The sequence below is a fragment of the Streptomyces sp. NBC_00162 genome, assembly GCF_024611995.1.
In the GTDB taxonomy this organism is placed as follows: Bacteria; Actinomycetota; Actinomycetes; order Streptomycetales; family Streptomycetaceae; genus Streptomyces.
Genome location: NZ_CP102509.1, coordinates 4,938,647 through 4,959,823 on the forward strand (window position 1 = coordinate 4,938,647; position 21,177 = coordinate 4,959,823).

At 74.0% G+C, this 21,177-nt stretch carries 21 protein-coding genes; 5 read left to right on the forward strand and 16 right to left on the reverse strand.

The features are described 5' to 3' along the window. Window positions 1-33: 33 nt before the first annotated feature. Entirely contained in the window at window positions 34-849 is an 816-nt protein-coding gene (locus JIW86_RS23060) for a hypothetical protein (RefSeq protein ID WP_257555727.1), read from the reverse strand. A 335-nt stretch (window positions 850-1,184) separates the two neighbouring features. Here JIW86_RS23060 and JIW86_RS23065 point away from each other — a divergent pair, with 335 nt between their 5' ends. Both JIW86_RS23065 and JIW86_RS23070 read left to right on the forward strand, forming a co-directional pair. Then, window positions 1,185-2,597 carry a glycosyltransferase family 39 protein gene (locus JIW86_RS23065; RefSeq protein ID WP_257555728.1) on the forward strand — a complete coding sequence of 471 codons (1,413 nt, stop codon included), beginning with the start codon at window positions 1,185-1,187 and terminating at the stop codon, window positions 2,595-2,597. A gap of 52 nt (window positions 2,598-2,649) precedes the next feature. Beyond that, entirely contained in the window at window positions 2,650-3,798 is a 1,149-nt protein-coding gene (locus JIW86_RS23070; RefSeq protein WP_257555729.1) for a glycosyltransferase, read from the forward strand. A gap of 68 nt (window positions 3,799-3,866) precedes the next feature. Here JIW86_RS23070 and JIW86_RS23075 read toward each other — a convergent pair whose 3' ends face one another. Further along, entirely contained in the window at window positions 3,867-4,628 is a 762-nt protein-coding gene (locus JIW86_RS23075; RefSeq protein ID WP_257555730.1) for an SDR family NAD(P)-dependent oxidoreductase, read from the reverse strand. 55 nt (window positions 4,629-4,683) lie between these two features. Continuing rightward, window positions 4,684-5,019, reverse strand: coding sequence for a YnfA family protein (locus JIW86_RS23080; RefSeq protein WP_257555731.1), 336 nt, complete (start codon window positions 5,017-5,019; stop codon window positions 4,684-4,686). Between the two features lie 126 nt (window positions 5,020-5,145). Between JIW86_RS23080 and JIW86_RS23085 the strand changes: the two genes are divergently transcribed. Further along, the gene (locus JIW86_RS23085; RefSeq protein ID WP_257555733.1) at window positions 5,146-5,622 is read left to right on the forward strand and encodes a hypothetical protein; all 477 of its coding nucleotides are present in this window, start codon (window positions 5,146-5,148) and stop codon (window positions 5,620-5,622) included. Here JIW86_RS23085 and JIW86_RS23090 read toward each other — a convergent pair. From JIW86_RS23090 to JIW86_RS23100, 3 genes are read right to left on the reverse strand one after another with little or no spacing between them, the layout of a single operon-like run. Further along, window positions 5,610-7,187, reverse strand: a complete 1,578-nt coding sequence (locus tag JIW86_RS23090) for an FAD-dependent oxidoreductase (RefSeq protein WP_257555735.1) — start codon at window positions 7,185-7,187, stop codon at window positions 5,610-5,612. The genes JIW86_RS23085 and JIW86_RS23090 overlap by 13 nt on opposite strands. 41 nt (window positions 7,188-7,228) lie before the next feature. Beyond that, window positions 7,229-7,972 (reverse strand): Mut7-C ubiquitin/RNAse domain-containing protein, encoded by a 744-nt coding sequence (locus JIW86_RS23095; protein WP_257555737.1) that lies wholly within the window; start codon window positions 7,970-7,972, stop codon window positions 7,229-7,231. A gap of 41 nt (window positions 7,973-8,013) precedes the next feature. Then, window positions 8,014-8,430: a winged helix-turn-helix transcriptional regulator gene (locus JIW86_RS23100; protein ID WP_257555739.1), complete on the reverse strand. Its 417-nt coding sequence runs from the start codon at window positions 8,428-8,430 to the stop codon at window positions 8,014-8,016. Between the two features lie 124 nt (window positions 8,431-8,554). Here JIW86_RS23100 and JIW86_RS23105 point away from each other — a divergent pair, with 124 nt between their 5' ends. Continuing rightward, entirely contained in the window at window positions 8,555-9,451 is an 897-nt protein-coding gene (locus JIW86_RS23105; protein WP_257559399.1) for an NADP-dependent oxidoreductase, read from the forward strand. Here the strand turns inward: JIW86_RS23105 and JIW86_RS23110 are convergent. After that, a complete protein-coding gene (locus JIW86_RS23110; RefSeq protein ID WP_257555741.1) occupies window positions 9,435-9,959 on the reverse strand; it encodes a GNAT family N-acetyltransferase in 525 nt (174 codons plus the stop codon). The genes JIW86_RS23105 and JIW86_RS23110 overlap by 17 nt on opposite strands. A gap of 182 nt (window positions 9,960-10,141) precedes the next feature. Between JIW86_RS23110 and JIW86_RS23115 the strand changes: the two genes are divergently transcribed. Next, on the forward strand, window positions 10,142-10,642 hold the full coding sequence (locus JIW86_RS23115) for an EF-hand domain-containing protein (RefSeq protein ID WP_257555743.1): 501 nt from the start codon (window positions 10,142-10,144) through the stop codon (window positions 10,640-10,642). A gap of 41 nt (window positions 10,643-10,683) precedes the next feature. Here the strand turns inward: JIW86_RS23115 and JIW86_RS23120 are convergent, their stop codons facing one another. From JIW86_RS23120 to JIW86_RS23160, 9 genes are all read right to left on the reverse strand, one after another. After that, entirely contained in the window at window positions 10,684-11,775 is a 1,092-nt protein-coding gene (locus tag JIW86_RS23120) for a zinc ribbon domain-containing protein (RefSeq protein WP_257555745.1), read from the reverse strand. 41 nt (window positions 11,776-11,816) lie between these two features. Then, a complete protein-coding gene (locus JIW86_RS23125) occupies window positions 11,817-12,389 on the reverse strand; it encodes a phage tail protein (RefSeq protein WP_257555747.1) in 573 nt (190 codons plus the stop codon). Continuing rightward, entirely contained in the window at window positions 12,386-14,362 is a 1,977-nt protein-coding gene (locus JIW86_RS23130; RefSeq protein WP_257555749.1) for a putative baseplate assembly protein, read from the reverse strand. Before JIW86_RS23130 ends, JIW86_RS23125 begins: the two co-directional genes overlap by 4 nt. Beyond that, a complete protein-coding gene (locus JIW86_RS23135) occupies window positions 14,362-14,784 on the reverse strand; it encodes a GPW/gp25 family protein (RefSeq protein WP_030722541.1) in 423 nt (140 codons plus the stop codon). The genes JIW86_RS23130 and JIW86_RS23135 overlap by 1 nt, the downstream gene beginning before the upstream one ends. Further along, window positions 14,784-15,101 (reverse strand): PAAR domain-containing protein, encoded by a 318-nt coding sequence (locus JIW86_RS23140; RefSeq protein WP_257555752.1) that lies wholly within the window; start codon window positions 15,099-15,101, stop codon window positions 14,784-14,786. Before JIW86_RS23140 ends, JIW86_RS23135 begins: the two co-directional genes overlap by 1 nt. 51 nt (window positions 15,102-15,152) lie before the next feature. Next, a complete protein-coding gene (locus JIW86_RS23145) occupies window positions 15,153-16,970 on the reverse strand; it encodes a VgrG-related protein (protein ID WP_257555753.1) in 1,818 nt (605 codons plus the stop codon). After that, window positions 16,967-17,692: a LysM peptidoglycan-binding domain-containing protein gene (locus tag JIW86_RS23150; RefSeq protein WP_215148462.1), complete on the reverse strand. Its 726-nt coding sequence runs from the start codon at window positions 17,690-17,692 to the stop codon at window positions 16,967-16,969. The genes JIW86_RS23145 and JIW86_RS23150 overlap by 4 nt, the downstream gene beginning before the upstream one ends. 70 nt (window positions 17,693-17,762) lie before the next feature. Continuing rightward, a complete protein-coding gene (locus JIW86_RS23155; protein ID WP_215148464.1) occupies window positions 17,763-18,188 on the reverse strand; it encodes a phage tail protein in 426 nt (141 codons plus the stop codon). Between the two features lie 70 nt (window positions 18,189-18,258). Further along, complete coding sequence (locus JIW86_RS23160) at window positions 18,259-21,177, reverse strand: hypothetical protein (protein ID WP_257555755.1); 2,919 nt, start codon at window positions 21,175-21,177, stop codon at window positions 18,259-18,261.

Genomic DNA, 21,177 nt, shown 5'->3' on the forward strand with positions numbered 1-21,177 from the left:
ACGGCACGCGTGGTTCAGCGGGGCCTGACGGGGTCAGTGGCGCATGCTCTTCGAGAGGCCCTTGTCGATCTTCGGCGGTGCGAGGGCGCCCGGCTTCCGCGGGGCACCGTGGGTGAGGAGGGTCGTTCCCGGAGGCTGCGGGCTGGCCGGGGTCCAGACCCGGGGGGTCGGGCAGTCGAGCAGGTTCGGCTCACCGTTGATCACGGTGCAGCTGGTCTCGTAGATCTGTCCGGCTGTGGTGACCACCTCGACGATGACCCGGCCGGCGGTCTCCGCGATCGTGATGCCGCAGGGGCTGGCCGGGTAGGTCGTGGACGGCGTGCTGAGGTTGTACCAGGTGTAGGCCGGCACTTCGGGGTTGGGCGCGTTGAAGTCGAACACACCCGCAAACGCGGTGCCGTCGGGGGTAAGTACCGCCTTGTACTTGACCTCCGCCTCGTCCCACGAGGTGGAGAGGTCGATGCACGGACCGGTGGCACCCGTCGCTCCGGTGGCGCCCGTGGCGCCGGTGGCTCCCGGCTCACCCGGGGTTCCTGTGGCGCCCGTCGCGCCCGTCGCGCCCGTCGCGCCCGTCGCGCCCGTGGCGCCGGTGGGGCCCGTCGGGCCGACCTTCCCCTTGCACTTGTCCTTGTCGCTACGGGTGCCCTCGTCGTCCTCGTCGTAGCCGTCGGGACCGTCTTCGTCATGACTCTTGCCGTCACGGCACTCGTCGCCGCCCGCCACCACGCCGGCCGACAGCGGTCTCTCGGCGATCGCCAGTGCGGGGTTGGCGAAGCCGAGCATCACCATCGCCAGCGATGCCACCGCCCCGCCGGCGATCCACTTGCCTCGCCCGGGAAGCGGACCCATACGCGACGGTGTCCTCTTGTCAGGACTCATGTGTGTTTGCTCCTCGTGGAACCGGATGGATTGACCCTGAAGCGCTGTGAGCCTCGTCCGGATTCATTCCCGTTCGGTGCGAAATGTGGTGAGTTACGAGGTGGGATCATCACATCGGAGTCATGTGCGGAGCCGATCAGGCGAATGCTGAAGCCACCGTCCGTGGCCAGCCCCGAGTGGCGCCGTAGCGGAGATATGACTGTTCCGTGACGACTCTCACCCGTCCTGCTCAGAACGCAGAGGCTCGGCCCGGGGAAAGGAGGCGACGCTTCTTCGGAGCACCGTCCGGCCTGTGGCTGTGGCCGATGCTGGGCACCCTGGCACTCGCGGTGTCCGGGATCAACAGCCCGCAATTGGGCACCGACGAGCTGGTCACCTGGAGCGTGGGCGAACGCAGCACGGGTCGGATCCTGGCACTGGTGCACAACGTCGACGCGGTGCACGCCGCCTACTACCTCCTGATGCACGAGTGGATGGCCGTATTCGGCGATTCGCACACGGCCCTGCGCATGCCCTCGGCACTCGCCATGAGCGGCGCGGCGGCCTTCGTGGCGCTGATCGGGGGCCGGCTCTTCGGCCGGCGTGCCGGACTGTGCGGCGGGATGCTCTTCGCCCTGATCCCCGTCGTGAGCCGGTTCGGTCAGGAGGCCCGCAGCTACGCCCTGGTGGTCCTGGCCGCGACCTTGGCGACGTACTTGCTGCTCCGGGCGCTGGACAGGCCCGGGAGCCCGTGGCGCTGGGCGGGGTACGCCCTGTGCCTCGCGGCGGTGGGGCTGCTGCACCTGGTCGCGCTCACCGTTCTCCTGGGGCACCTGGCCCTGGTGGTCCTCCGCTTCGTCCGCCGTGAGCGCAGCGGCCTGTGGGGCTTCTGCCTGGCGGTTCCGGCCGGTGCGGCCTGTGTGGTGCCGTTGGTCCTGCTGGGCAGATCGCAGGCGTCCCGCCAGCTGTTCTGGCTTCCGGCGCCGGGGGTGGGGGGTCTCGTCGGCATCTGGCCGCAGGTGTTCGCCTCGGCCCTGTGCGCCGGAGTGGTGATCACGCTGGCCGCACTGGCGTGGAAGGAGGGCCGCGACGGCCTCGTGCTGTGCCTCGCGGTGGCTCTGCTGCCGCCACTGGTGATGTGGGCGGCGTCCCACGGGGATGTCTCGTACTTCCGCTTCCAGTACGTCATGTTCACCGTGCCGGCGTGGGCGGTGCTGGCGGGGGCCGGACTGGCCGCAGTGACCCGGCCGTCCTGGCGGCCGGTGGCCGTGGGGCTGGCAGTGCTCGCGGTGCTGGTGCTTCCCGACCAGCGCACGATGCGGGGCACCTTCCAGCACGATGTCCCGCACGGTGCGGATTACGCGGGAGCCGCACGGACCATCGAGAAGTACTACCGGCCCGGGGACGCGGTGGTCTATGTCAGGGGTGCGCCGTGGATGCTCGACCAGGGCGTCCGCTACTACCTCCGGCGTGACCTGAAGCTGCCGGAGGTCTTCCTCGCCGAGTCGGCGGTCGAGAAGAACGAGCTGTATCCGGCCCATTGCGCGCAGCCGGCCAAGTGCCTGAAGGGCGAGGGCCGGATCTGGGTGGTGGTTCCGGGTACGGGTCCGGATGCCCTGGATGCGGTGCCCGTGCACCAGGCCCGGGCCTTGAGTGCGAAGTACACGACCTACGGGACGGAACGGGTCAGCGGTCTGACCGTCGCGCTGCTGCAGCGCAAACCGCAGCGCACACCGTAACCGTAGGTCTGACATCTCCTTCCGGTAGGGACATCACAGAGATGGATGGGCTGTGAAATCAACCGTCTGCCTGAACATGATCGTCAAGGACGAGGCCCCGGTCATCCGGCGCTGCCTCGAATCCGTACGTCCTCTGATCGACAGCTGGGTCATCCTGGACACGGGCTCGACGGACGGCACGCAGGACGTCATCCGCGAGGTACTCGGGGACCTGCCCGGCGCCTTGCACGAAAGCCCTTTCAACGGGTTCGACGCGAGCCGCAGTGAGGCGATCGACCTCGCGATGGCGCGCGGCGACGCGGACTACCTGCTGTTCATCGACGCCGACGACCTGATGGAGGTGGAGCCGGGTTTCCGCATGCAGTCGCTGACCCACGACGCCTACCGCGTCGCCCTGCATGACGGGCCCATCATCCACTGGCGTCCGGCGCTGGTCTCCACGCGGCTGCCCTGGCGGTACGTCGGAATCCTGCACGAGTACATCGAGTGCGGAAAGCCGTACAGCCTGGGGACGCTCACCGGCGCCAACATCCTCTCGGTGGGGGGCGGGGCGCGCCTGCGGGAGGACGGCCAGCGGAAGAAGTACCTGCGCGATGCCGAGCTCCTCCAGCAGGGGCTGGGCAAGGAGCCCGACAACACCCGTTACGTCTTCTACCTCGCCCAGAGCTGGCGGGACGCGGGCGAGCCGGAGAAGTCGCTCGAGGCCTATGACCGGCGGGCGGCGATGGGCGGCTTCGCGGAGGAGGTCTTCTGCGCGCAGCTGTACGCCGCACGGCTCGCGGTGAACCTCGGCCGGCCGCAGGCCGAGGTGATGGACCGGTTCCTGCGCGCGCACGAATGCCGTCCCTCGCGGGCGGAGGCCTTGGGCGACCTCGCCCGTCTGTGCCGGGTGAACGGCCGGCGCTGGCCGCTCGCGTACATGTTCGCGCGGCAGGCGGTGGCGATCCCGTATCCGCAGGACATCCTGTTCGTGGAGTTCGACTGGTACGACTGGCGCGCACTCGACGAACTCGCGGTGGCCGCCTACTGGGTCGGAGAGTACGAGGAGTCGGCGCGCTGCGCGGAGCGCCTCCTCGCGGGCGGCAAGCTGCCGGCCGGCGAGCACGAGCGCGTGACCCGCAATCTCGAGTTCGCGCGCGGCAAGCTCGCCGAGCCGGGCAAGCTCGGCGAGCTCGGCTCGAAGGATCTCGTGGACGCCTGATCCGTCGGTCCGTCCGCGAAGGGGGTGAGGGGCCGCCGGGCTGGAGCCGGCGGCCTCGTGCCGCAGTACTAGAGCTCGCGGTGGACCTTCGTGTTCGAGGCCTGGGCGCGGGGGCGGACCACCAGGAGGTCGATGTTGACGTGGCTGGGGCGGGTCACCGCCCAGGTGATGGTGTCGGCCACGTCGTCGGCGGACAGGGGCTCCGCGACGCCCGCGTACACCTTGGCCGCCTTGTCGGCGTCGCCGCGGAAGCGGGTGGTCGCGAACTCCTCGGTCTTGACCATGCCGGGGGCGATCTCGATGACGCGCACGGGCTGGCCGACGATCTCCAGGCGGAGGGTCTCGGCGAGGACGCGGGCGCCGTTCTTGGCGGCGACGTAGCCGGCGCCGCCCTCGTAGGTGGAGTGGCCGGCGGTGGAGGACAGGACGACCACCGTGCCGTCGCCGGAGCCGGTGAGCGCCGGGAGCAGGGCCTGGGTGACGTTGAGGGTGCCGATGACGTTGACCTCGTACATCGTGCGCCAGTCGGCGGGGTCGCCGGTGGCGACGGGCTCGGCCCCGATGGCGCCGCCCGCGTTGTTCACCAGTACGTCGCAGCGGCCGAGGGAGGCCGCGAAGGCGTCGACCGCGGGGCGGTCGGTGACGTCGAGGGCGTGGGCGGTGGCCTCGTGGCTGGCCGCGGTGAGCTCGGCGGCGAGCGCCTCGATGCGGTCCTTGCGGCGGGCGGTGAGGACGACGTGGTAACCGGCCGCGGCGAGCTGCCGGGCGGTGGCGGCGCCGATGCCGCTGCTCGCTCCGGTGACGACGGCGGTTTTGGTGGCCGTGCTCATGTGCGGGGCTCCTCGTTCGTTCGTACGGGCGAATACCCGCCAGCATAGGTGGGGCTCAGCGGCCCCGCGGAACGTACATGATCACGGCCATGCCGGCGAGGCAGACGAGGGCTCCGGCGACGTCCCAGCGGTCGGGGCGGTAGCCGTCGGCGACCATGCCCCAGACGAGGGATCCGGCGACGAAGACCCCGCCGTAGGCGGCGAGGACGCGGGCGAAGTCGCCTTGGGGCTGGAGGGTGGCGACGAAGCCGTAGAGGCCGAGGGCGATGACACCGGCGCCGATCCAGGCCCAGCCCTTGTGCTCGCGGACGCCCTGCCAGACGAGCCAGGCGCCGCCGATCTCCAGGAGGGCGGCGAGGGCGAAGAGGGCGGCCGAGCGGGCGATGAGCATGGCCGGAAGCCTACGCAGGCGTCGGGGCGGTGCGGGCGAATGGCGGGACGGCCTGCCCTCATTCGTGTGATGGTCCGACCGGATGGGCCGGGTGGTGGCTAGCGTCCGCGCGTGGAGGTGGTGGCGATGCGCCGTGTTGCCGTACGGAGTGTGGTGCTGGCCGGGCTGCTGGCGGTCGGTGGGGCGGTGCCCGCGGCGGCGGCCCCCGGGTGGGCGGGGCCGGAGGCCGACGTGGCGTACCACGGGCGGGTGTCCCTGGCCCATGGCCAGTTGCGGATCTGGCTGGTCCCGGAGAACGAGGGGCCGTCGGCGGTGCCCAACGCGACGCTGCGGGTGCGGCTCTCGGCCGATCTCGCGGACCGGCAGGAGCTGTCGCAGGGCTGTGCGCGGGTCGGGCCGCGCGAGGTGGTGTGCGAGACCGGGCCGCTGCCCTTGCACGGGCGGGGGCGGCACATCGGGCTGGTGCTGGATCTGCGGGACCGGACGCCGGAGGTGGTGGTGCGGGTCGACACCTGGTGGAACGGCGGTGCGACGGACCGGAACCACGCGAACAACGAGCACGTGGTGCTGGCGCTGGACACCGGAGACGCCTACGCCTTCTGAGCGGGACCGGCCGTACGGCCGGGGGTGGCGGCGGGCAGGAGCCAGGCCGCCACCGCTGCCGTGAGTTCGGCGTCGGTGGCCCGGGTCGCGCTCCAGGCGACGTAACCGTCGGGGCGTACGAGGACGCAGGCGGTACGGGCGGTACGGGCGGCACCGGCACGGGCGCTTCGGGTGGTACGCCGGCCCGTGCGCCAGTGGACGTGGGTGAGCGGGGCTCCGGGCGGGGTGGCCCGGCCGGGCGGGGTGACCAGGACGAAGCCGCCGGAGCGCAGGGCCTCGTAGAGCCGCTGCCCGTGCGGGCCGGGCTCGAGGGCGAGGTCGGGGGCGCGCCGGCCGGCGGGGCGGCGGGTGCCGGGCGGTGGCGGGTAGGAGATCCCGATGCCGGAGACCAGGCCGAGGGCGCGGTCGCGGGCGGGGCCGATGCGGGGGAGGACGGCGGCGCCGAGGCCGCGGGCGGTGCGGCGGACGGGGCCGGTGGCCATGACGGCGCGGACCACGGCGCCGCTGATGCGCAGGACGAGGCGGCCGACGGGGTGGCGCTCGCGGTGGTAGCTGTCGAGGAGGGCCTCGGGGTCGGGGGTGCGGCCGTGGAGGACGGCGGCGAGTTTCCAGGAGAGGTTGGCGGCGTCCTGGAGGCCGGTGTTCATGCCGAGGCCGCCGGCGGGGGAGTGGACGTGCGCGGCGTCGCCGGCGAGGAAGACGCGGCCGGAGCGGTAGTGGGGGACCTGGCGTTCGTCGCTGTGGAAGCGGGAGATCCAGCGGGGGTCGTGCATGCCGTGGTCGGTGCCGAGGGCGGTGTGGAGGATGGCGCGCAGCTCGTCGAGGCCGACGGGGTCGGTGTCCTGGGCGCGGCCGTCGCGGTGCCAGCCGATGGCGCGGTACCAGCCGTCGCCGAAGGGGACGAGGAAGCCGAAGGCGTCGGCGTTGCCGTTGACGGCGAGGAGGTCCTCGGGGGGCCGGGTCAGGCGGACGTCGGCGAGGATCATGGAGCGGACGACGGCCTGGCCGGGGAAGGGCAGGCCGAGGGCGGTGCGGACGGTGGAGCGGACGCCGTCGGCGCCGATGGCGTGGCGGGCGTGGAGCGTGGTGCGGGTGCCGGTGCTGGTGCCGTTTGCGGTGCGCAGGTCGAGGGTGACGGTGTCCCGGTCCTGGCTCAGTCCGATGAGCTCGCAGTCATATCGGATGTCCACGCCTGTGGACAGCGCGCGACGCTCGAGCAGTTTCTCTGTCTCATATTGAGGGGTGATGAGTACGAACGGGTAGCGGGTGCTCAGCCGTTGAAGGGAGAGAGCCATGCCTCCGAAGGGGCGTACGCGGTCGATCCGCCGGCCGGTGGAGAGGAGTGCGTCGGCGAGGCCGCGCGCGTCGAGCAGTTCGAGCGTGCGGGCGTGCACGGCGAAGGCGCGGGTGAGGTTGGCGGCGGTGCGGGGGCGTCTTTCGACGAGGGTGACGGAGAGTCCGGCGGCGGCGAGGTCACCGGCGAGGAGCAGCCCGGTGGGCCCGGCGCCGACCACGACGACGTCGATCGTGTCCTCTGTGTCCACTGCGTCCACTGCGGAGGTCATGCCTCGGCAGTCTGCCACCCGCGGGCCGCCGAGGCGTGGAGTCAGACGGTGCCGGAGTCGGCCGTGCCGAATTCCAGGACCGCCTCGTCGACGATCCGCTCCAGGCGGGCGTGGTGGGCGCCGCGCCAGTAGACGCGCTCGCAGTCGGTGCACTGGGCGAAGACGTCGTAGGAGCGGTGCGTGCCGTGTTCGAGGCGGTCGCCGACGCTGTCCTTGTCGGCCTCGTGGAGCGGGCCGTTGCAGGCGGTGCAGCGGGTCCACGGGGCGAGTGCGGGTGCGAACCGGCCGAGGATGTCGCGCAGTTGGTCGTCTGGGTTGTCGCTGTAGACGTACGCGCCGGCGAAGAGCTCGCGGCGGCGCAGCAGTCCGCGGTCGCGGGAGAGCAGTACGCGCTGTTCGGCGGCGGAGCGGGTGGCGAGGGCCGGGTCGCCGATGTCCTCGTTCTCGTAGGCGGCGTCGACGCCGAGCAGGCGCAGGCGGCGGGCGAGGGTGCCGAGGTGTACGTCGAGGAGGAAGCGGAGCGGTGCGCCGGGGACCTGCTGGGGGCGGTCGACCCCGAACACCTCGACGGACTGGCCGTCTTGGGGCACGTAGGAGACGGGCACCTCGCGGCCGTCGACGAGGAGGCGGCCGACTTCGGTGAGCGGGACGCCGGCCGATTCGACGACGTGGCCGAGGCTGGAGGCGCCGTCGGTCGCGGTCGGTACCCGTTCGGCGCGCCGGCTGGGCGCGGCGAACAGGCGCAGTTCGGGGGCGAGGGTGAGCTGAATGCCGGGTCCGTTCACCCTGTCAGCATGCCACTGCCGGGGCGGTGGATGCGGCCGAATTACGGGGTCGCGGTGGTCTGGTCGTAGCTCTCGCGATGGGTGTTGACCTCGTCGAAGTGGTTTTCGGCCCAGAGTTTCACGGAGGAGAGGAGGCAGCCGAGGCTGCTGCCGAGATCGGTCAGCCGGTAGTCGACGCGTACGGGGACGGTGGGGGTCACGGTGCGGGTGACCAGTCCGTCGCGTTCGAGGGAGCGCAGGGTCTGGGTGAGCATCTTCTGGCTGACGCCGGGGATCTTGCGCCCGAGGTCGCTGTAGCGCATGGAGCGGTCCTCGGCCTGGCCGAGGGCGCTGACGATGAGGCCGACCCACTTGTCGCTGATCCGCGCCAGGAGCTGGCTGGTGGGGCATTCCTTGAGGAAGGCGTCATAGGCGAAGCGGGCCTCTTCGCGGAGGGCTGCGGCGGTGCGGGTGGCCATGTGTGCCCACTTCCGGGTCGGGTACGCACCCCGAAGTGCGTACTTACGAAAGGAGAGTACCTCTCCCTAGGTTAGTGCTCATCGAGGACGAACCGAATGGGAGTGGACGATGACCGAGCAGATGATGTCGGCGGTAGTGGTGAACGAGTTCGGCGGCCCGGAGCGGGTCGAGTCGGCCGAGGTGCCGGTGCCGCGCCCGGCGGCGGGGCAGGTCCTGATCCGGGTGCGGGCCGCCGGGCTGAACCCGGTGGACGGCGCCGTCCGCGCCGGCGTCTTCGGCGGCGCCGGGCAGCGGCTCGGTCTCGGCTGGGACGCGGCGGGGGAGATCGCCGAGGTCGGCGCGGACGTGACCGGCTGGAGCCGCGGCGACCGGGTCGTGGGGCTGCACTACGGGCCGGTGAAGCCGCTGGGCACGCATGCGGAGTACGCCGTGCTCGACGCCTCCGCCGTGGCGGCCGCGCCGGCCACCGTGGACGCCGTGGCCGCGGCCGCGCTCCCGCTGGGCGGGCTCACCGCGGCACGCGCCGTGGACCAGCTGGGCCTCGCCCCCGGGGCCACGCTGCTCGTCACCGGCGCGGCGGGCGTGGTCGGCGGCCTCGCGGTCCAGCTCGCGGCGCGGGCGGGCCTCGTGGTGACGGCCCTGGCGGGTGTTGAGGACGAGGAGCTCGTACGGTCGCTGGGCGCGGCCGCCTTCGTACCGCGCGGCGCGGCTCCGGCCGGGCCGGTGGACGGGGTCCTGGACGCGGCCGTGCTGGGGGAGCCCGCGCTGGGCTTCGTCCGCGACGGCGGGGTCTACGTCGGGCTGAGGCCCGGCGCCGCCCCGGCGGCGGAGCGCGGGATCCGGGTCGAGGAGCAGGAGGTCGCCGCGGACGGGAGGCACCTGGCCCGCCTGGTCGCCCTCGTCGACGAGGGCGCCCTCACCCTCCGGGTCGCGGACGCCTTCCCGCTGGCGGATGCCCAGAAGGCCCACGCCCTCCTCGCGACCCCGGGCACGCGCGGCCGGATCATCCTGACGGCGTGACGGGGCGGAGCCGGTAGCACCAGTCGAAGCTGGGGTGGGGGACTCCGGGCGGGTACTCGAAGTCGACCTCACCCAGGCACTCGAAGCCCGCCCGGCGGCAGACCGCGTTCGAGGCCGCGTGGTCGGTGCCCGGGAAGGCGTGGACGGTGTCGCGGGAGCCGTGGATGCGCGCGTAGGCCAGGAGTTCCGTCAGCGCGGCCACGGCCAGCCCCCGCCCCTGGAACTCGGGCAGGACACCCCAGCCGGCCTCGTAGACCGGCTCGCCCTGCCACTCCCGCTCCCAGAAGCCGATGCTCCCGACGCTCTCCCCGGAGCCCTCCAGCACCACCCGGAACATCCGCCCGGCCGCGGGCTCCCGCGCACTCAGGGCCTCGTACCGCCGCTGCCGGTCGTGCAGCTTCTCGGCGGGCTCCGGCCCGCCCAGGTACCGGGTCATGACGGCCTCGTTCTTGCGCTCCAACATCCAGAAGTCCCCGGCACCCCAGGGAGTCAGCAGCACGGATTCCATGCGCCAAGGCTGCCAGAGGCCGACCTCGGTCCTCCGGGTGCCGGATGCCGGGTACAGGGGCGCGGGCCGCGTCGTAGGTGGGGGCGTAAAGGGGTGAGAGGGGGCGCAGGGGCGTGTGGGGGGTGTGGTGGGAGGTGGGGATGGGCAGCGGGTCGGTTCAGAGTCCCGCGAAAGGAATGTTTGTGGACACCATCACCGCTAAGGGTCATATCTTCGCCATGCTCGATGTGGACGGCGACGGGGTGATCTCCCGGCGCGAGTACCTCGCCCGCCCCGAGCGTGCGGCCGTGGCGCTGGGGCGGAGGGCGCAGGACCCGCTCGTCGCCGTCGCCCGTACCGCCCATGAGCGGGTCTTCGCGTCGATGGACGCGAACGGCGACGGAGAGGTGAGCTTCGAGGAGTACGCGGCGTGGGCGGGCGCCGAGGCCTTCGACGAGGTCTGCCGGCAGGCGTTGGGGTCGCTGTTCGACCTTGCCGACACCGACGGGGACGGAGCCCTGGACCGCGCGGAGTTCACGCGGCTGCGCGAGGCGCTGGGCAATCCGGCCGGCAACGCCGGATCGGCGTTCGACGCGCTGGACGCCGACGGCGCCGGACACGTCGACCGGGACGCCTACCTGGCCTCGATCCGCACCTTCGTCACCGACGGCGCCTCACCCATGGCCGAAGCCCTGCACCGTTAGGGCAGGGCCGGCCGGCTCCTCGCGCGTGATCCGCCGGGCCGTCAGCTCCGCTGGAAGAACTCCACCTCCGCCAGGGCGAGATGGCGGTCCGGAGCCGTCAACCCGGCGGGGGCGTCGAGGGTCAGCCGGATCGTCGTGGCTTCGCTGATGCCCGTGGGGAAGGTCTGCGGACCGGGCTTGTCGCTCAGGGTGAGCTTCTTGCGGACCTGCCGGCCGTCCCGCGACGTCACTTCCATGTCGATCTGGAGCGCCCGTCCCTGTTTCGCGTAGTCCTCCGGCGAGGACGAGGCGCCGTTGGTGATGATCACGTCGACCAGGCGGAACGGCTTGGTGAAGGTGTACGTCACCGAGGCACCGGGGCCGGGCGCGCCCCAGTAGCGGTTGCTGAGCCCGTCCGTGGCGTGGCTCACCGGGTGCCCGGGCAGCTCGGCGCTCGCCTCGACGCGGGCCGCGGTCACCGCCTTGGCCTTGCCGAGCTTGTCCCGGGTGTCCTCGATCAGGTGGCGTCCGGCCGGCAGCATCAGGAAGCCGGCCGCGCACAGGGCCAGCACCACGGCCAGGATCACCAGGAAGCGCACCATCCGGCCCGAGCCCGCCCGTGTGCGGCGGCGGAACGGCCAGACCGTCCGCCACCACGGCAGGGGAGCCGGTGCGGTGCCGGGCGTCAGCGGCGCCGCGCAGCGGCGGCAGAAGCGGCGGTCCGGCGGGTTGGGCGTGCCGCAGGAGGGACACGGCACCCCGGCCACGTCGTCGTTCACCGCGGCGGGACGCACGACCGGGCGCGGCGCGACGGCCTTCGCGGGCTGGACGGGCTGCGGGGGCTGGACGGGCTGCGGGGCCGATGCCTCCGGGGCGGCGGGCGGTACGGCGGCGGCGGGCGGCACAGTGGCGGGGGTCGTGTGCGGCTGGGTGTCGGGGCTCCGCCCCGCGCCCGGTGCCTCAAACTCCCCCAGACTCCGTCCGGGGGGACCCCCAGGCGGGGCTGGAGTTGCCCCGGTGGCGCCGTCGGCGCTCCGGGCGGCGGGCGGCGGGGATTCCGCCCGTTCCGGGGCCGTGGCCCGGGGGGTGGTCGGGGTGGTGTCCTCCGACCAGCCCAGGTAGGCACCGCAGTTGCCGCAGAAGTCGTCCGTCACACCATTGGACGCACCGCACACGGGACACGCACGCAACGCCGTCACCTCCCTTCACCCGCGGGCGGCCCGGACAGGACCTCCACCCGACAGACCGTGTGGACAGGGCACAGGGTGCGGACGAGCGAGCGGACCCGGTCCGCGTCCACCTCGTACGCCCCTCCCTCGCGGTGCGGCCACACCCGTACCAGCACCTCGTCGGCCGGGGGAGGGGGCAGCTCGCCGCCGCCCGTACGGGACCAACTGGCACCGCCGTCCCCGCTGACCTCGGCGGACACCCCCAGCACCAGGCGCAGGGCCTCGATCAGGCCGCGCCGGGTGCCGCGCCATCGGTGCAGTTCCACCGCGCGGGCCACCGCCTCGCGCCGCAGTTCGACCGGCCAGCGGGGGTCGTCGACACCGCCCACCCAGGAGGCCAGCCAGGACAGGAAGTCGGCCGGGGCCAGCCGGGGATCGAGGTAGGAGGGCAGGTTGTCGAGGGTCGTGAACACAGGGGCCAGGACCGTGTCCAGCCCCGCCGTGAACCGCTGGGCGAAGTCGTCGTCGGCGTACAGCGCGGGCAGCTGCGCGCCGATCGGGTGCTGGCTGGGCAGGCCGGGGACGGCGGCCCGGCTCATCCGCGGACCTCCGGCTCCGGGGCCGTCACGACCACCTGGTGCTGGTAGGAGAAGACCAGGGCGCCCGCGCCGATGTCGATCCGGTCGACCGGGGCACCGCGCCGCCCCGTGATCGGGTCGGCGGCGAACATCCGGATCTCCTCCACCAGCACGTCCCCGATGGCGCGTTGCAGTACGCCGAACACCTCGCCGTACTGCACGGGCCGGCCGAACGGCCAGCCGGCGCCGTCGGGCCCGCCGCGCAACGGGTTGAGGTGGCGGAACAGCGCGGCGAGCGCCGCGTCGCGCACCCGGTCCGCGTCCCCGGCGGGCGCCGACAGCCGGGCGACCACGGTGACGCCCTGGTAGACGGGCGGTTCCACGACGAGGCGCGTGCCGATCAGGCGCCGTTCGTCGAGGGTGGTGGTGATCGCGGTGAGCACCTGGTCGGAGGGGATCAGCTGCTCGAAGCGGAGCCGGTCGCCCTCGTCGGCCACCGCGTCCGGCACCACCAGGACCCGTACCGCGCCGGCCTCGCTGCCCGTGGCGGGCAGACAGCGGACCCGGCGCACCGAGGGCGCCGCCTGGCGGGCGATGATCTCGTAGTCCTCGGCGGTCACCGCGCGCTCCTGCATGCGCAGCGTCTCCGGCGCCCGCAGCTTGGCGTTGTCGATCGTCTCCCCGGCGACACCGCCGCGCGCCGCCTCCCGGTTGGTGACCCGGGCGACGTACGGGACGGAGCTGCGCAGTACGGAGATGGCGCCGCGGGAGACGTTGCCCGCCGGGCCGCCCCCGGTGCGGTAGCGGGCCACGCGGACCTGGGAACCCTTGGGCGGTACGGCGCCGCAGGGGCGCAGGGTGCCGTCGGCCTCGCGCAGGACCGGAGGGAACGTGAACTCGCCGGTGGTGGCGTCCACCCGCACGTGCCGGTCGTCGGGCGCCGAGCGGCCGAAGTGCTCCACCACGTCCCAGCGCTGCCACCCCTCGGGGGAGGACACCTCCACCACCGGGGGCTCCCCGTCGAGCAGCACGGGCGGGCGGCCGAGCCGGAACGTCTGCCCCGCCACCCCCTCGGACGCGCCGAGCGGTACGTCGCTCACCCGCTCGGCGTGCTCCACGGCCATCGTGCCGCCGACGGTGAAGACGGCGGCCTCGCGCACGGTCGGGGACTCCGAGTAGAACGGCTGGCCGGGCTCCGGCTCGGTGACCCGGCAGCGCAGCCAGCCCGAGCGGGTCCCGCTGATCAGCGACGCGGTGTGCCCGGCCGGTACGTACACGATGACCTCACCGGGCCGGTTCAGACCGCCGGTGCTGTCGTCGCCGGTCTCGCAGCGCTGCCACCGGCCGCCGTCCCAGGCCTCCCACACCAGCGGGGGCTGGCGCGGGTCGACACCCACACCCTCGACGCGGCTGTCGAGGCGCACCGCGACCACGCAGCGCGGCACCGCGGTCGGCAGGCCGAACAGCAGCGCGTCGCCGGGCTCGGGCGTCGCCTGGAAGCACGGTATGTCGCGGCCCTCGGCGAGCGCACCGGTCCGGTCGGTCAGGTCACCGGTGCGGGGCGCGGTGACCAGGCGCGTCAACTCGCTCGGCACGATCCGCAGATCGCCGGTGGTGGCGAAGACCACGGCCTCGGTATCGGTATGGGGATCGGTCTCGCCGGCCGCGGTCGTCACCTCGGTGCCCGCGGGCAGCGTCACCGTCTCGGGCTGCGGAGCCGACAGCCAGAAGTCGACGTCGGCGACGGCGGCCGAGGGCGGGTACAGCTGGATGCCCAACAGGTCCAGGAACGCCAGGTAGTTCTTGTCCGGAACCCGGTTCAGCCGGTACAGCAGCTGGTCCACGAGGTAGGCGAACGTCTCGATCAGGGTGACGCCCGGGTCGGAGACGTTGTGGTCGGTCCACTCCGGGGCGCGCTGCTGCACGTACCGCTTCGCCTCGTCGACGAGCTGCTGGAACCGTCGGTCGTCCAGGTTGGGGGAGGGCAGGGCCATCAGTCCGCGACCATTTCCTCGGCCCCCTCCTCGGAGGGGATCGTGTAGAAGGGGAAGACCAGGTTGCGCCGGTCGTTGGTGGTGCGCACCGTGTAGTGCACATCGATGTAGAGGGTGCCCGCCTCCACGGAGTCGAAGGCCACGACGACCTCGTCGACCGCGATCCGGGGCTCCCACCGCTCCAGGGCCTCGCGGACCTGCTGGGCGACCCGGCCGGCGGTGTCGCCGTCGCCGGGGGCGAAGACGTACTCGTGGATGCCGCAGCCGAACTCGGGCCGCATCGGCCGTTCGCCGGGGGCGGTGCCCAGGACCAGCCGGATGGCTTCCTCCAGCTCCCGCTCCCGCTCGACCATGGCGATCCCGCCGGTCGGCCCGACGCGCAGGGGGAACGCCCAGCCGCGTCCGATGAACCGCTCGCTCATCACACGCCCCCGATCAGGACGTTCATGGCGCCGGTCAGGACCATCGCGCCGCACGCGGTCTGGTCGCGGGCCCGGGCGGCGGGCAGTCCGCCGATGAGCACCGCGCCCGCGGCGAGGCCGGCCGGATTGGGCAGGATCACGTTGGCCGGGCCCGTCGCCGCGTGCGGCGGGACCGGGCAGACGTGCAGGCTGCCCACGACGGCGGCGGGCTGCCCGCCGATCAGCACCGTCGCCACCGCCGCGGCGGCGCCGGGCGGCGGCGTGGCGATCCGGCCACCGTGGTTGGTGGGGTCGCCGGTACGGGCTGCGGCTGGCATCGGATGCTCCTCGGGGAAGGCGGTCGTGGCGACAGGTGGGGGAGGGGGGTGTCAGTTGATCCGGATGAGCCGGGCCTTGAGGACGGCGAGCAGGCCGCCGTTGACGGTGACGTCCGAGGTTCCGTTCACCCGAACCGACCGGCCGCCGATGCTGACCCCGGCGGTTCCGTCGATGTCCACCTGGCGGCCGGACACCTTCACGGTGCCCTGCCCGGCGTCCAGCGTGATGCCGTTCTTGTCCATGAGGACGGAGGTCAGCGGACGGTTCCGCCCCGCGTAGACGGTGAGCTCGATCCGGTCCCGGCGGTCGTCCATGCGTACCTCGAGCCGCTCGTCCCCGGTCACCAGCCGCAGCCCGGAGGGGCCCGGCGCCGCAGCGTCCAGCAGCTCCACGCGGTGGCCCGAACGCGACACCACCGAACGGCGGTTGACCTTGCCGCTGGTCTTGTCGATCAGCGGCACGTCGTGCGGTGACGGCTGGTCCACGCCGTTGTAGAGCCCGCCGATGACGTACGGACTGTCGAGCAGCCCCTGCTCGAACCCGACCAGCACCTCGTCGTTGACCTCGGGGCTCACCACGCCGCCGCCGCCCTTGCCGCCCCACTGGACGGTGCGCACCCAGTCGGTGACGTACGTGTCGTCCAGCCAGGGGAACTTCAGGCGCACCGCGCCGCGTTGGGAGCCGTTCGGCTCGCGTACGTCCGTCACCACGCCGATCGCCAGACCGGGGATGCGCGGGCCGCGTCCCGGCGCGTTGGCGCCGGTCACCAGGCCGGTCAGGGAACGGTCCGGGCTGGCGCTGACCCACACGGTGGTGCGGTAGCCGCCGTGCGGCTCCAGGACGTGCTGCACGGCCGTCGCCGTGTACCGGCCGGAGAACGCCTGCCCCACGTTGCCGAGCGCCACCGGCTTGCCCGCCCGCAGCATCGGGTTCCCCTCGGCCACCGCCTCCAGCTCGCCGAAACCGGCGCTGACCTGGTCCGCCGCCGCCTTCGCGACCGCCGTGGTCTCGGCCTGCGTACGGTAGGGCGTGTCGGTGACGGCCACGGCCGACTTCCCGAACCGGGCCGCGAACTGGGGGCTGAGGCCCGGTACCACCGTGTCGCTGACCACGGACGGCTGCTCGGCGACCAGCGGCCGCTTGGTGGTCACGTCCCAGCCGCGCACCTGCACCTTCGAGGCGCCGTCGGCGGCCGACAGCGACGCGCGCAGGGCAAGGAGGTTCCGCCCGTACTCCAGGACCATCGGATTGCGCGTCGACGAAGTCGACGGGGCGGGCGCCCCGGAGGCCTTCACGGGCTTGGTGAACTGGAGCAGCCCCTTGTCGTCGACGCGCACCTGCGCGCCGCTCTCGCCCGCGAGGAACTGCAGGAAGTCCCAGTCGGAGACGTTCGCCTGGGACAGCTGCTTGTACGTCACCGGCGCGGCCTCTACCTTCCCGACGGCCAGTCCGGCGCCCGCGGCCACCTTGCGGACGATCGCGGCGGCCGTCATGTTCCGGTACGCCACGACCTTGCGGCCGCGCTGGAGGCGGTGCGCCTTGGAGTAGGCCCGTACGACGGTGAACGAGCCGGTGCGGTCCCGGTCGATCTCCAGGGCCGTGACCTCGCCGTTGAACAGCCGTTCCCGCGCCTGCCCCTTCACGGTCATCACCGACACCCGCAGCGGGGAGCCGATGGTGATGCCGGTGGCGCGCAGGAACTCGTGGTCGGGGTCGCGGTAGGTGAGCAGCGCCGTGTCCGGCAGGCCCACGTTCTCGTCCACCACACAGCTCACCAGCTGCGCCGCCCAGATCTGGGGCAGTTCGCCGGGTGCCTCCACGATCGGGTCGGCCGCGAACGACCGGCCCCCGGGCTCGGATCCGCTCACCGCTGCTCCTCCTCGTCGTCGCGGTCCCGCAGGGCCGGCACCACGAGCTCGGTGCCGGGGACGAGCGCCATCGGGTCGTCGATGCGGTTGGCCTCCGCGATGACCCGCCAGGCCGTCGCGTCGCCGTACTCGTGCCAGGCCAGCATCGCCAGACTGTCGCCCGCCACCACGATGTGCGTGCTGCGGGCGGTGCGTGCCCCGGAGGTCGGGTTCTGGCCGGCCGGGTCGACGCTCGCCTCCTCGATGGACAGCGAGCAGGTGGCCCGCAGCGGCTTGCCGTCCACGTCGAAGAGCGTGTACGACACCGACAGGTTCGACAGGACCCCGTCGAACGACGTCGTGCGCGCGCTGCCCCACTCGAAGCGGACCCAGGGGCTCGCCGGCTTCTTGCGGCCGAGGCTGGCCGGCGTCGGCACGCACGCCTTCATCAGCTTCTCCACCGCCTGCTCCACCGAGTTGTCGTGGGTGGCGGTGGCGTCGAGGAACACCTCCAGGCTCAGGGTTCGCGGCCCGCTGCCCACGAACTCGGGCAGCGCCGACTGCCCCGCCATCCGGGACGGGGACCGCCGCCACTCGGTGGTTTTGCCGAGCTGCAGGGTCGAGGGGTTGAACTGGAGGTTGAGCTTCGCGATCGTCCCGCCGGGCTTGGCGCCGACCGAGGTCGGGGGCTCTTTGAGGGTGAGCTGGGCCCTGGCGCGGCTGGCGCGTGCCGATGAGGCCATGGCGTGGACTCCCTTCCGGAGCGGTGACGACGAAGCGGACGAACGGGGGATGAGCTGGGCGGCCGGGTGGTCAGGAGGGCAGCAGACCCGCGTGGGCGATCTCCAAGCTCTCCACCGCCGCCTCGGAGTTGGCGGGGTCGAAGGACGGCCCCTGCCATCGCACCGGGACGATCCCGAACACCTGCCAGCTGATGATCCGGCTCAGGTCGGGCCGCAGTGCCACGATCTCGCCGTCCTTGGGCTCGACCCGCCGCAGCGTTTCGTCCAGCCAGCGGCCGATCTTCGCCGTGTCGGCGGTGACGGGCCGGGTGAGGGTGATGTTCGACCAGCTCACGCGCCCCGGGAGCTGCCAGGTGAAGCCGTTGTTGCCGCCCTCGGCGTAGCTCTCCATCTCGACCTCGGCGCCCATGCCGGAGCAGGTGTGGAAGGCGCCCAGGTCGTTGCCGCCGATCGCCAGCCGGAAGAACACGCTTGTCGCGAAGATGTTGTCCGTCATCGGTCCGTCGTCCGTTTCTCGTTCGTCCGTGTTCTCAGCGTGCTCGGCGTGCTCAGCGTGCGCGGCGTTGTCAGCGGCGCCCGTCGAAGGGCCTGCCCGCGCGTTCCCGGCCGCGCCGCAACTCGGTACGGAGCAGACGGGCGACCGGATCCAGCAGGCGGCGGGCCAGGTCGTCCAGGTCGGCGTCGGCGACCTGCGGCGCCGCATCGCGCGAACTCTCGTGCCGGCCGGCCGCGGTGGTCCCCTTGGCCGGGGCCGGGCGCCCGCCGCCGCGGGGCGCGGGCCCGGCGGTCTGGACGCCGGCCGCCCGGGGGGTGGTGCCCCGGCTGCCACCCGTGTCGCGCTGCACCGGTGGCGTGCTCGCCCGGTGGGGTCCGCTCGCCGGTGGGGCGGGACTGGTCGCTGCCGGGCTGACGGCAGGGGCCGATGTCCTGGGCCGCACCACGGGAACGGGCTGCGCCGAAGACGTGGCCGCCACGGACGGCTGGACCACGAGCGGCGGCGCGTACGGTCCCGACACGGGCAGCGGGGCGGCCGCGACCCGGGCGGCGGCCGGCGCGGGCGCCGGGCGCACGGCGCGTGCGGGACGCGGGCCGTGGCCCGGGGAGGCCGGGGACGCCGGGGCGGGGGTACGCGTCGCGGGGGTCGGCGAGGACGTTCCCCGCGGCCCGTCCGCGGCCCGCTGGACCTGCTGCGGCGCGGTGGACGGGGCGGCCCAGCGTGCCGCGACCACGGGACGGCTTGCCGGGCGGGGAACGGGGGCGGCCGCGCTCCCCATGTCACGGGTGCCGAGGGCCAGGGGCCGTGCCGCGAGGAGTTGGAGGGTCCGGGGCGCCGAGCGCGCTGCCTCGGCGCCGCGGGTGTGGTGCGGGGTTCCCGGACCCGGGCGTGTGCTCCGGGCCGGTGACGACTTCTCGGTACGCCGTGATCCGGCGGGCATGGCAGGAGCAGTGCTCTGCGGGGTCGGGAGGTCCGGCGCGGCGGTGGCGGCCCGCTGGACGAGCGGGGGAGCACCGGCCGGGCCGCCGGGCGCGGGGGTGGTCGCGGCGGAGGGGCCGGCGGAGGGTCCGGCGGTACGGCGCTCCACGTTGCCCGAGCCCAGCAGAGGCGCGTGGACGGAGGGCGCCTGGGGCCGCGCGGAGTCCGTGGGCGCGGGCGCGCGCTGGACGTCGGCGGGGGCGGCGGGGGCGGCGGGACGCGCCGCTCGGGACCCGGACGACGGGGGAGTGGGCACGGCGGCGCTCGGCGGCAGTGCGGGCAGGGGCGCCCCCAGGCCGGAGCGCACGCGGGGGGCGGACGGTCCCGGGGCTGGCCGCTCGGCCGCGGCTTCCGCCTGGCGCTGGACGATGGGCATCGCCGGGGCGGGCGCGGAGTCGGGCGTCGCCGCTGCGGGGCGGCCCGACGGCGTGGCCGTGGGCGGCAGTTCGGTGAGGGGAGCGCCGAGCGGTGCACGGCCCCGCACCCGCTGCACCGACGCCTCGGAGCCGGCCGTGGTCGTGGTCGGTGGTACGACCGGTCCCGGGGCCGGGCTCTCGGCCGCGGCTTCCGCCTGGCGCTGGACGATGGGCATCGCCGGGGCGGGCGCGGAGTCGGGCGTCGCCGCTGCGGGGCGGCCCGACGGCGTCGCCGTGGACGGCAGTTCCATGACGGGCGCGCCGAGCGGTGCGCGGGCTGCCGCACGCTGTACGGGCGTTTCCGGGGCCGTCTGCTCGGGGGCGGGGCGTGGTGTCTCGGGGGGACGTACGACGGACACGCGGCGCCGGGGCGTGGCAGCAGGGACCCGGGCGACGGTCAGCGTGCGGCCGACGGCGCGCGGCCGGACCACGGCGGTGCCGGTCGTGCCGGTGGTGCCGGTGGTGCCGGTGACCTCCGGGACGGAGGTGGAGGCGGGCCCCGCGGAGCCAGAGGTTCCGACGGATGCGGAGGTGCGCGCCGCGGCCCGCTGGACGGGCGGGCCGGACGGGGACGCGGCAGCACGCCCGGCAGCAGCCGCTCCCCGAGTGGCCGGGGCACCTGCGGCGGATGCGTCGGGGACCACCGCGATACGGCGGATCAGCGGGAACCGCGCAGGCGTCGGCGCACGGCCGGGCGCGGCCGGGGACACGGCCCGCTGCACAGCGGGAGCGGGCGTACCGAGCACGGCCGCGGAGTGCGTGGAGGTGAGGCCACGGGTATCGGTTGCCGAGTCGGCCGGGGACCGGAGCTCCCGCGCGCCGCCGGGGGCGGTGGCACGCGCGACGACCGGGCCGGGTGCGCCGACGCCCTGGCTGCGCGAGCGCTCGCCGCCGGGGGACGGTGGGACGGCGCCCGGTTCGGACGCCTGCGGATCCGGGGCCGGGGTACGCGTACCCGAGGGACCCGGACGGGACGACGGCCCGCTCGGCGAAGGCGCGCCGGAGGGGGAGGCGCCGGACGAGGGGGCGCCGGAGGGGGAGGCGCCGGACGAGGGGGCGCCGGGTCGTACACGGCGCGAGATCTGCGGGAGGTCGCGCCCCTGCGGGGTGGCGCTCTTCCGCGGTTCAGCCGGACCCGGACCCGGACCCCGACCCGGACCCGACGACGAGGACCGTACGTGCTCGAACGGCTCCTCCGTCCCGGGCGCGGCGTCCGCCTCGTACGGGCGTCGCAGCGCCCGCAGCAGCAGCGGGCCGCCGCCGCTGTGGGTGGGGCGTGCGGTGGCCGGGCGGGCCACCCCGCGTACGAGACCGGCCGGGGCGGACGGCAGGAGGGCGTGGGCGAGCCCGGTGTCGAACGACGGATCCCGCCAGGCGGCCAGGCCCGACCGGAAGGCGAGTCCGTCGCTGACACCCATCGGCGCGCGGGACACGGTCAGTCCGGGCGGTGACGTCATGCGCCAGCCGCCGTCCCAGTCGCCGGGTACGCCCACCTCCCGTGCGGCAGCGGCGCCGCCGGAGTTCGCCGCACCCGGGTCGGTCGTCGCGGCGTCCGGCACGGCGGCGCGCCGACGCAGCCTGTCCCGCCATGCCAT

What these genes read in the sequence shown, in the direction of transcription:
- JIW86_RS23090 (WP_257555735.1), bottom strand. Translation starts at nt 7,187, where the DNA reads ATGACCTCCGCAGTGGACGCAGTGGACACAGAGGACACGATCGACGTC.
- JIW86_RS23125 (WP_257555747.1), bottom strand. Translation starts at nt 12,389, where the DNA reads ATGAGCCGGGCCGCCGTCCCCGGCCTGCCCAGCCAGCACCCGATCGGC.
- JIW86_RS23065 (WP_257555728.1), top strand. Translation starts at nt 1,185, where the DNA reads ATGCTGGGCACCCTGGCACTCGCGGTGTCCGGGATCAACAGCCCGCAA.
- JIW86_RS23085 (WP_257555733.1), top strand. Translation starts at nt 5,146, where the DNA reads ATGCGCCGTGTTGCCGTACGGAGTGTGGTGCTGGCCGGGCTGCTGGCG.
- JIW86_RS23130 (WP_257555749.1), bottom strand. Translation starts at nt 14,362, where the DNA reads ATGGCCCTGCCCTCCCCCAACCTGGACGACCGACGGTTCCAGCAGCTC.
- JIW86_RS23155 (WP_215148464.1), bottom strand. Translation starts at nt 18,188, where the DNA reads ATGACGGACAACATCTTCGCGACAAGCGTGTTCTTCCGGCTGGCGATC.
- JIW86_RS23150 (WP_215148462.1), bottom strand. Translation starts at nt 17,692, where the DNA reads ATGGCCTCATCGGCACGCGCCAGCCGCGCCAGGGCCCAGCTCACCCTC.
- JIW86_RS23135 (WP_030722541.1), bottom strand. Translation starts at nt 14,784, where the DNA reads ATGAGCGAGCGGTTCATCGGACGCGGCTGGGCGTTCCCCCTGCGCGTC.
- JIW86_RS23160 (WP_257555755.1), bottom strand. Translation starts at nt 21,177, where the DNA reads ATGGCATGGCGGGACAGGCTGCGTCGGCGCGCCGCCGTGCCGGACGCC.
- JIW86_RS23060 (WP_257555727.1), bottom strand. Translation starts at nt 849, where the DNA reads ATGGGTCCGCTTCCCGGGCGAGGCAAGTGGATCGCCGGCGGGGCGGTG.
- JIW86_RS23075 (WP_257555730.1), bottom strand. Translation starts at nt 4,628, where the DNA reads ATGAGCACGGCCACCAAAACCGCCGTCGTCACCGGAGCGAGCAGCGGC.
- JIW86_RS23140 (WP_257555752.1), bottom strand. Translation starts at nt 15,101, where the DNA reads ATGCCAGCCGCAGCCCGTACCGGCGACCCCACCAACCACGGTGGCCGG.
- JIW86_RS23080 (WP_257555731.1), bottom strand. Translation starts at nt 5,019, where the DNA reads ATGCTCATCGCCCGCTCGGCCGCCCTCTTCGCCCTCGCCGCCCTCCTG.
- JIW86_RS23110 (WP_257555741.1), bottom strand. Translation starts at nt 9,959, where the DNA reads ATGGAATCCGTGCTGCTGACTCCCTGGGGTGCCGGGGACTTCTGGATG.
- JIW86_RS23105 (WP_257559399.1), top strand. Translation starts at nt 8,555, where the DNA reads ATGTCGGCGGTAGTGGTGAACGAGTTCGGCGGCCCGGAGCGGGTCGAG.
- JIW86_RS23100 (WP_257555739.1), bottom strand. Translation starts at nt 8,430, where the DNA reads ATGGCCACCCGCACCGCCGCAGCCCTCCGCGAAGAGGCCCGCTTCGCC.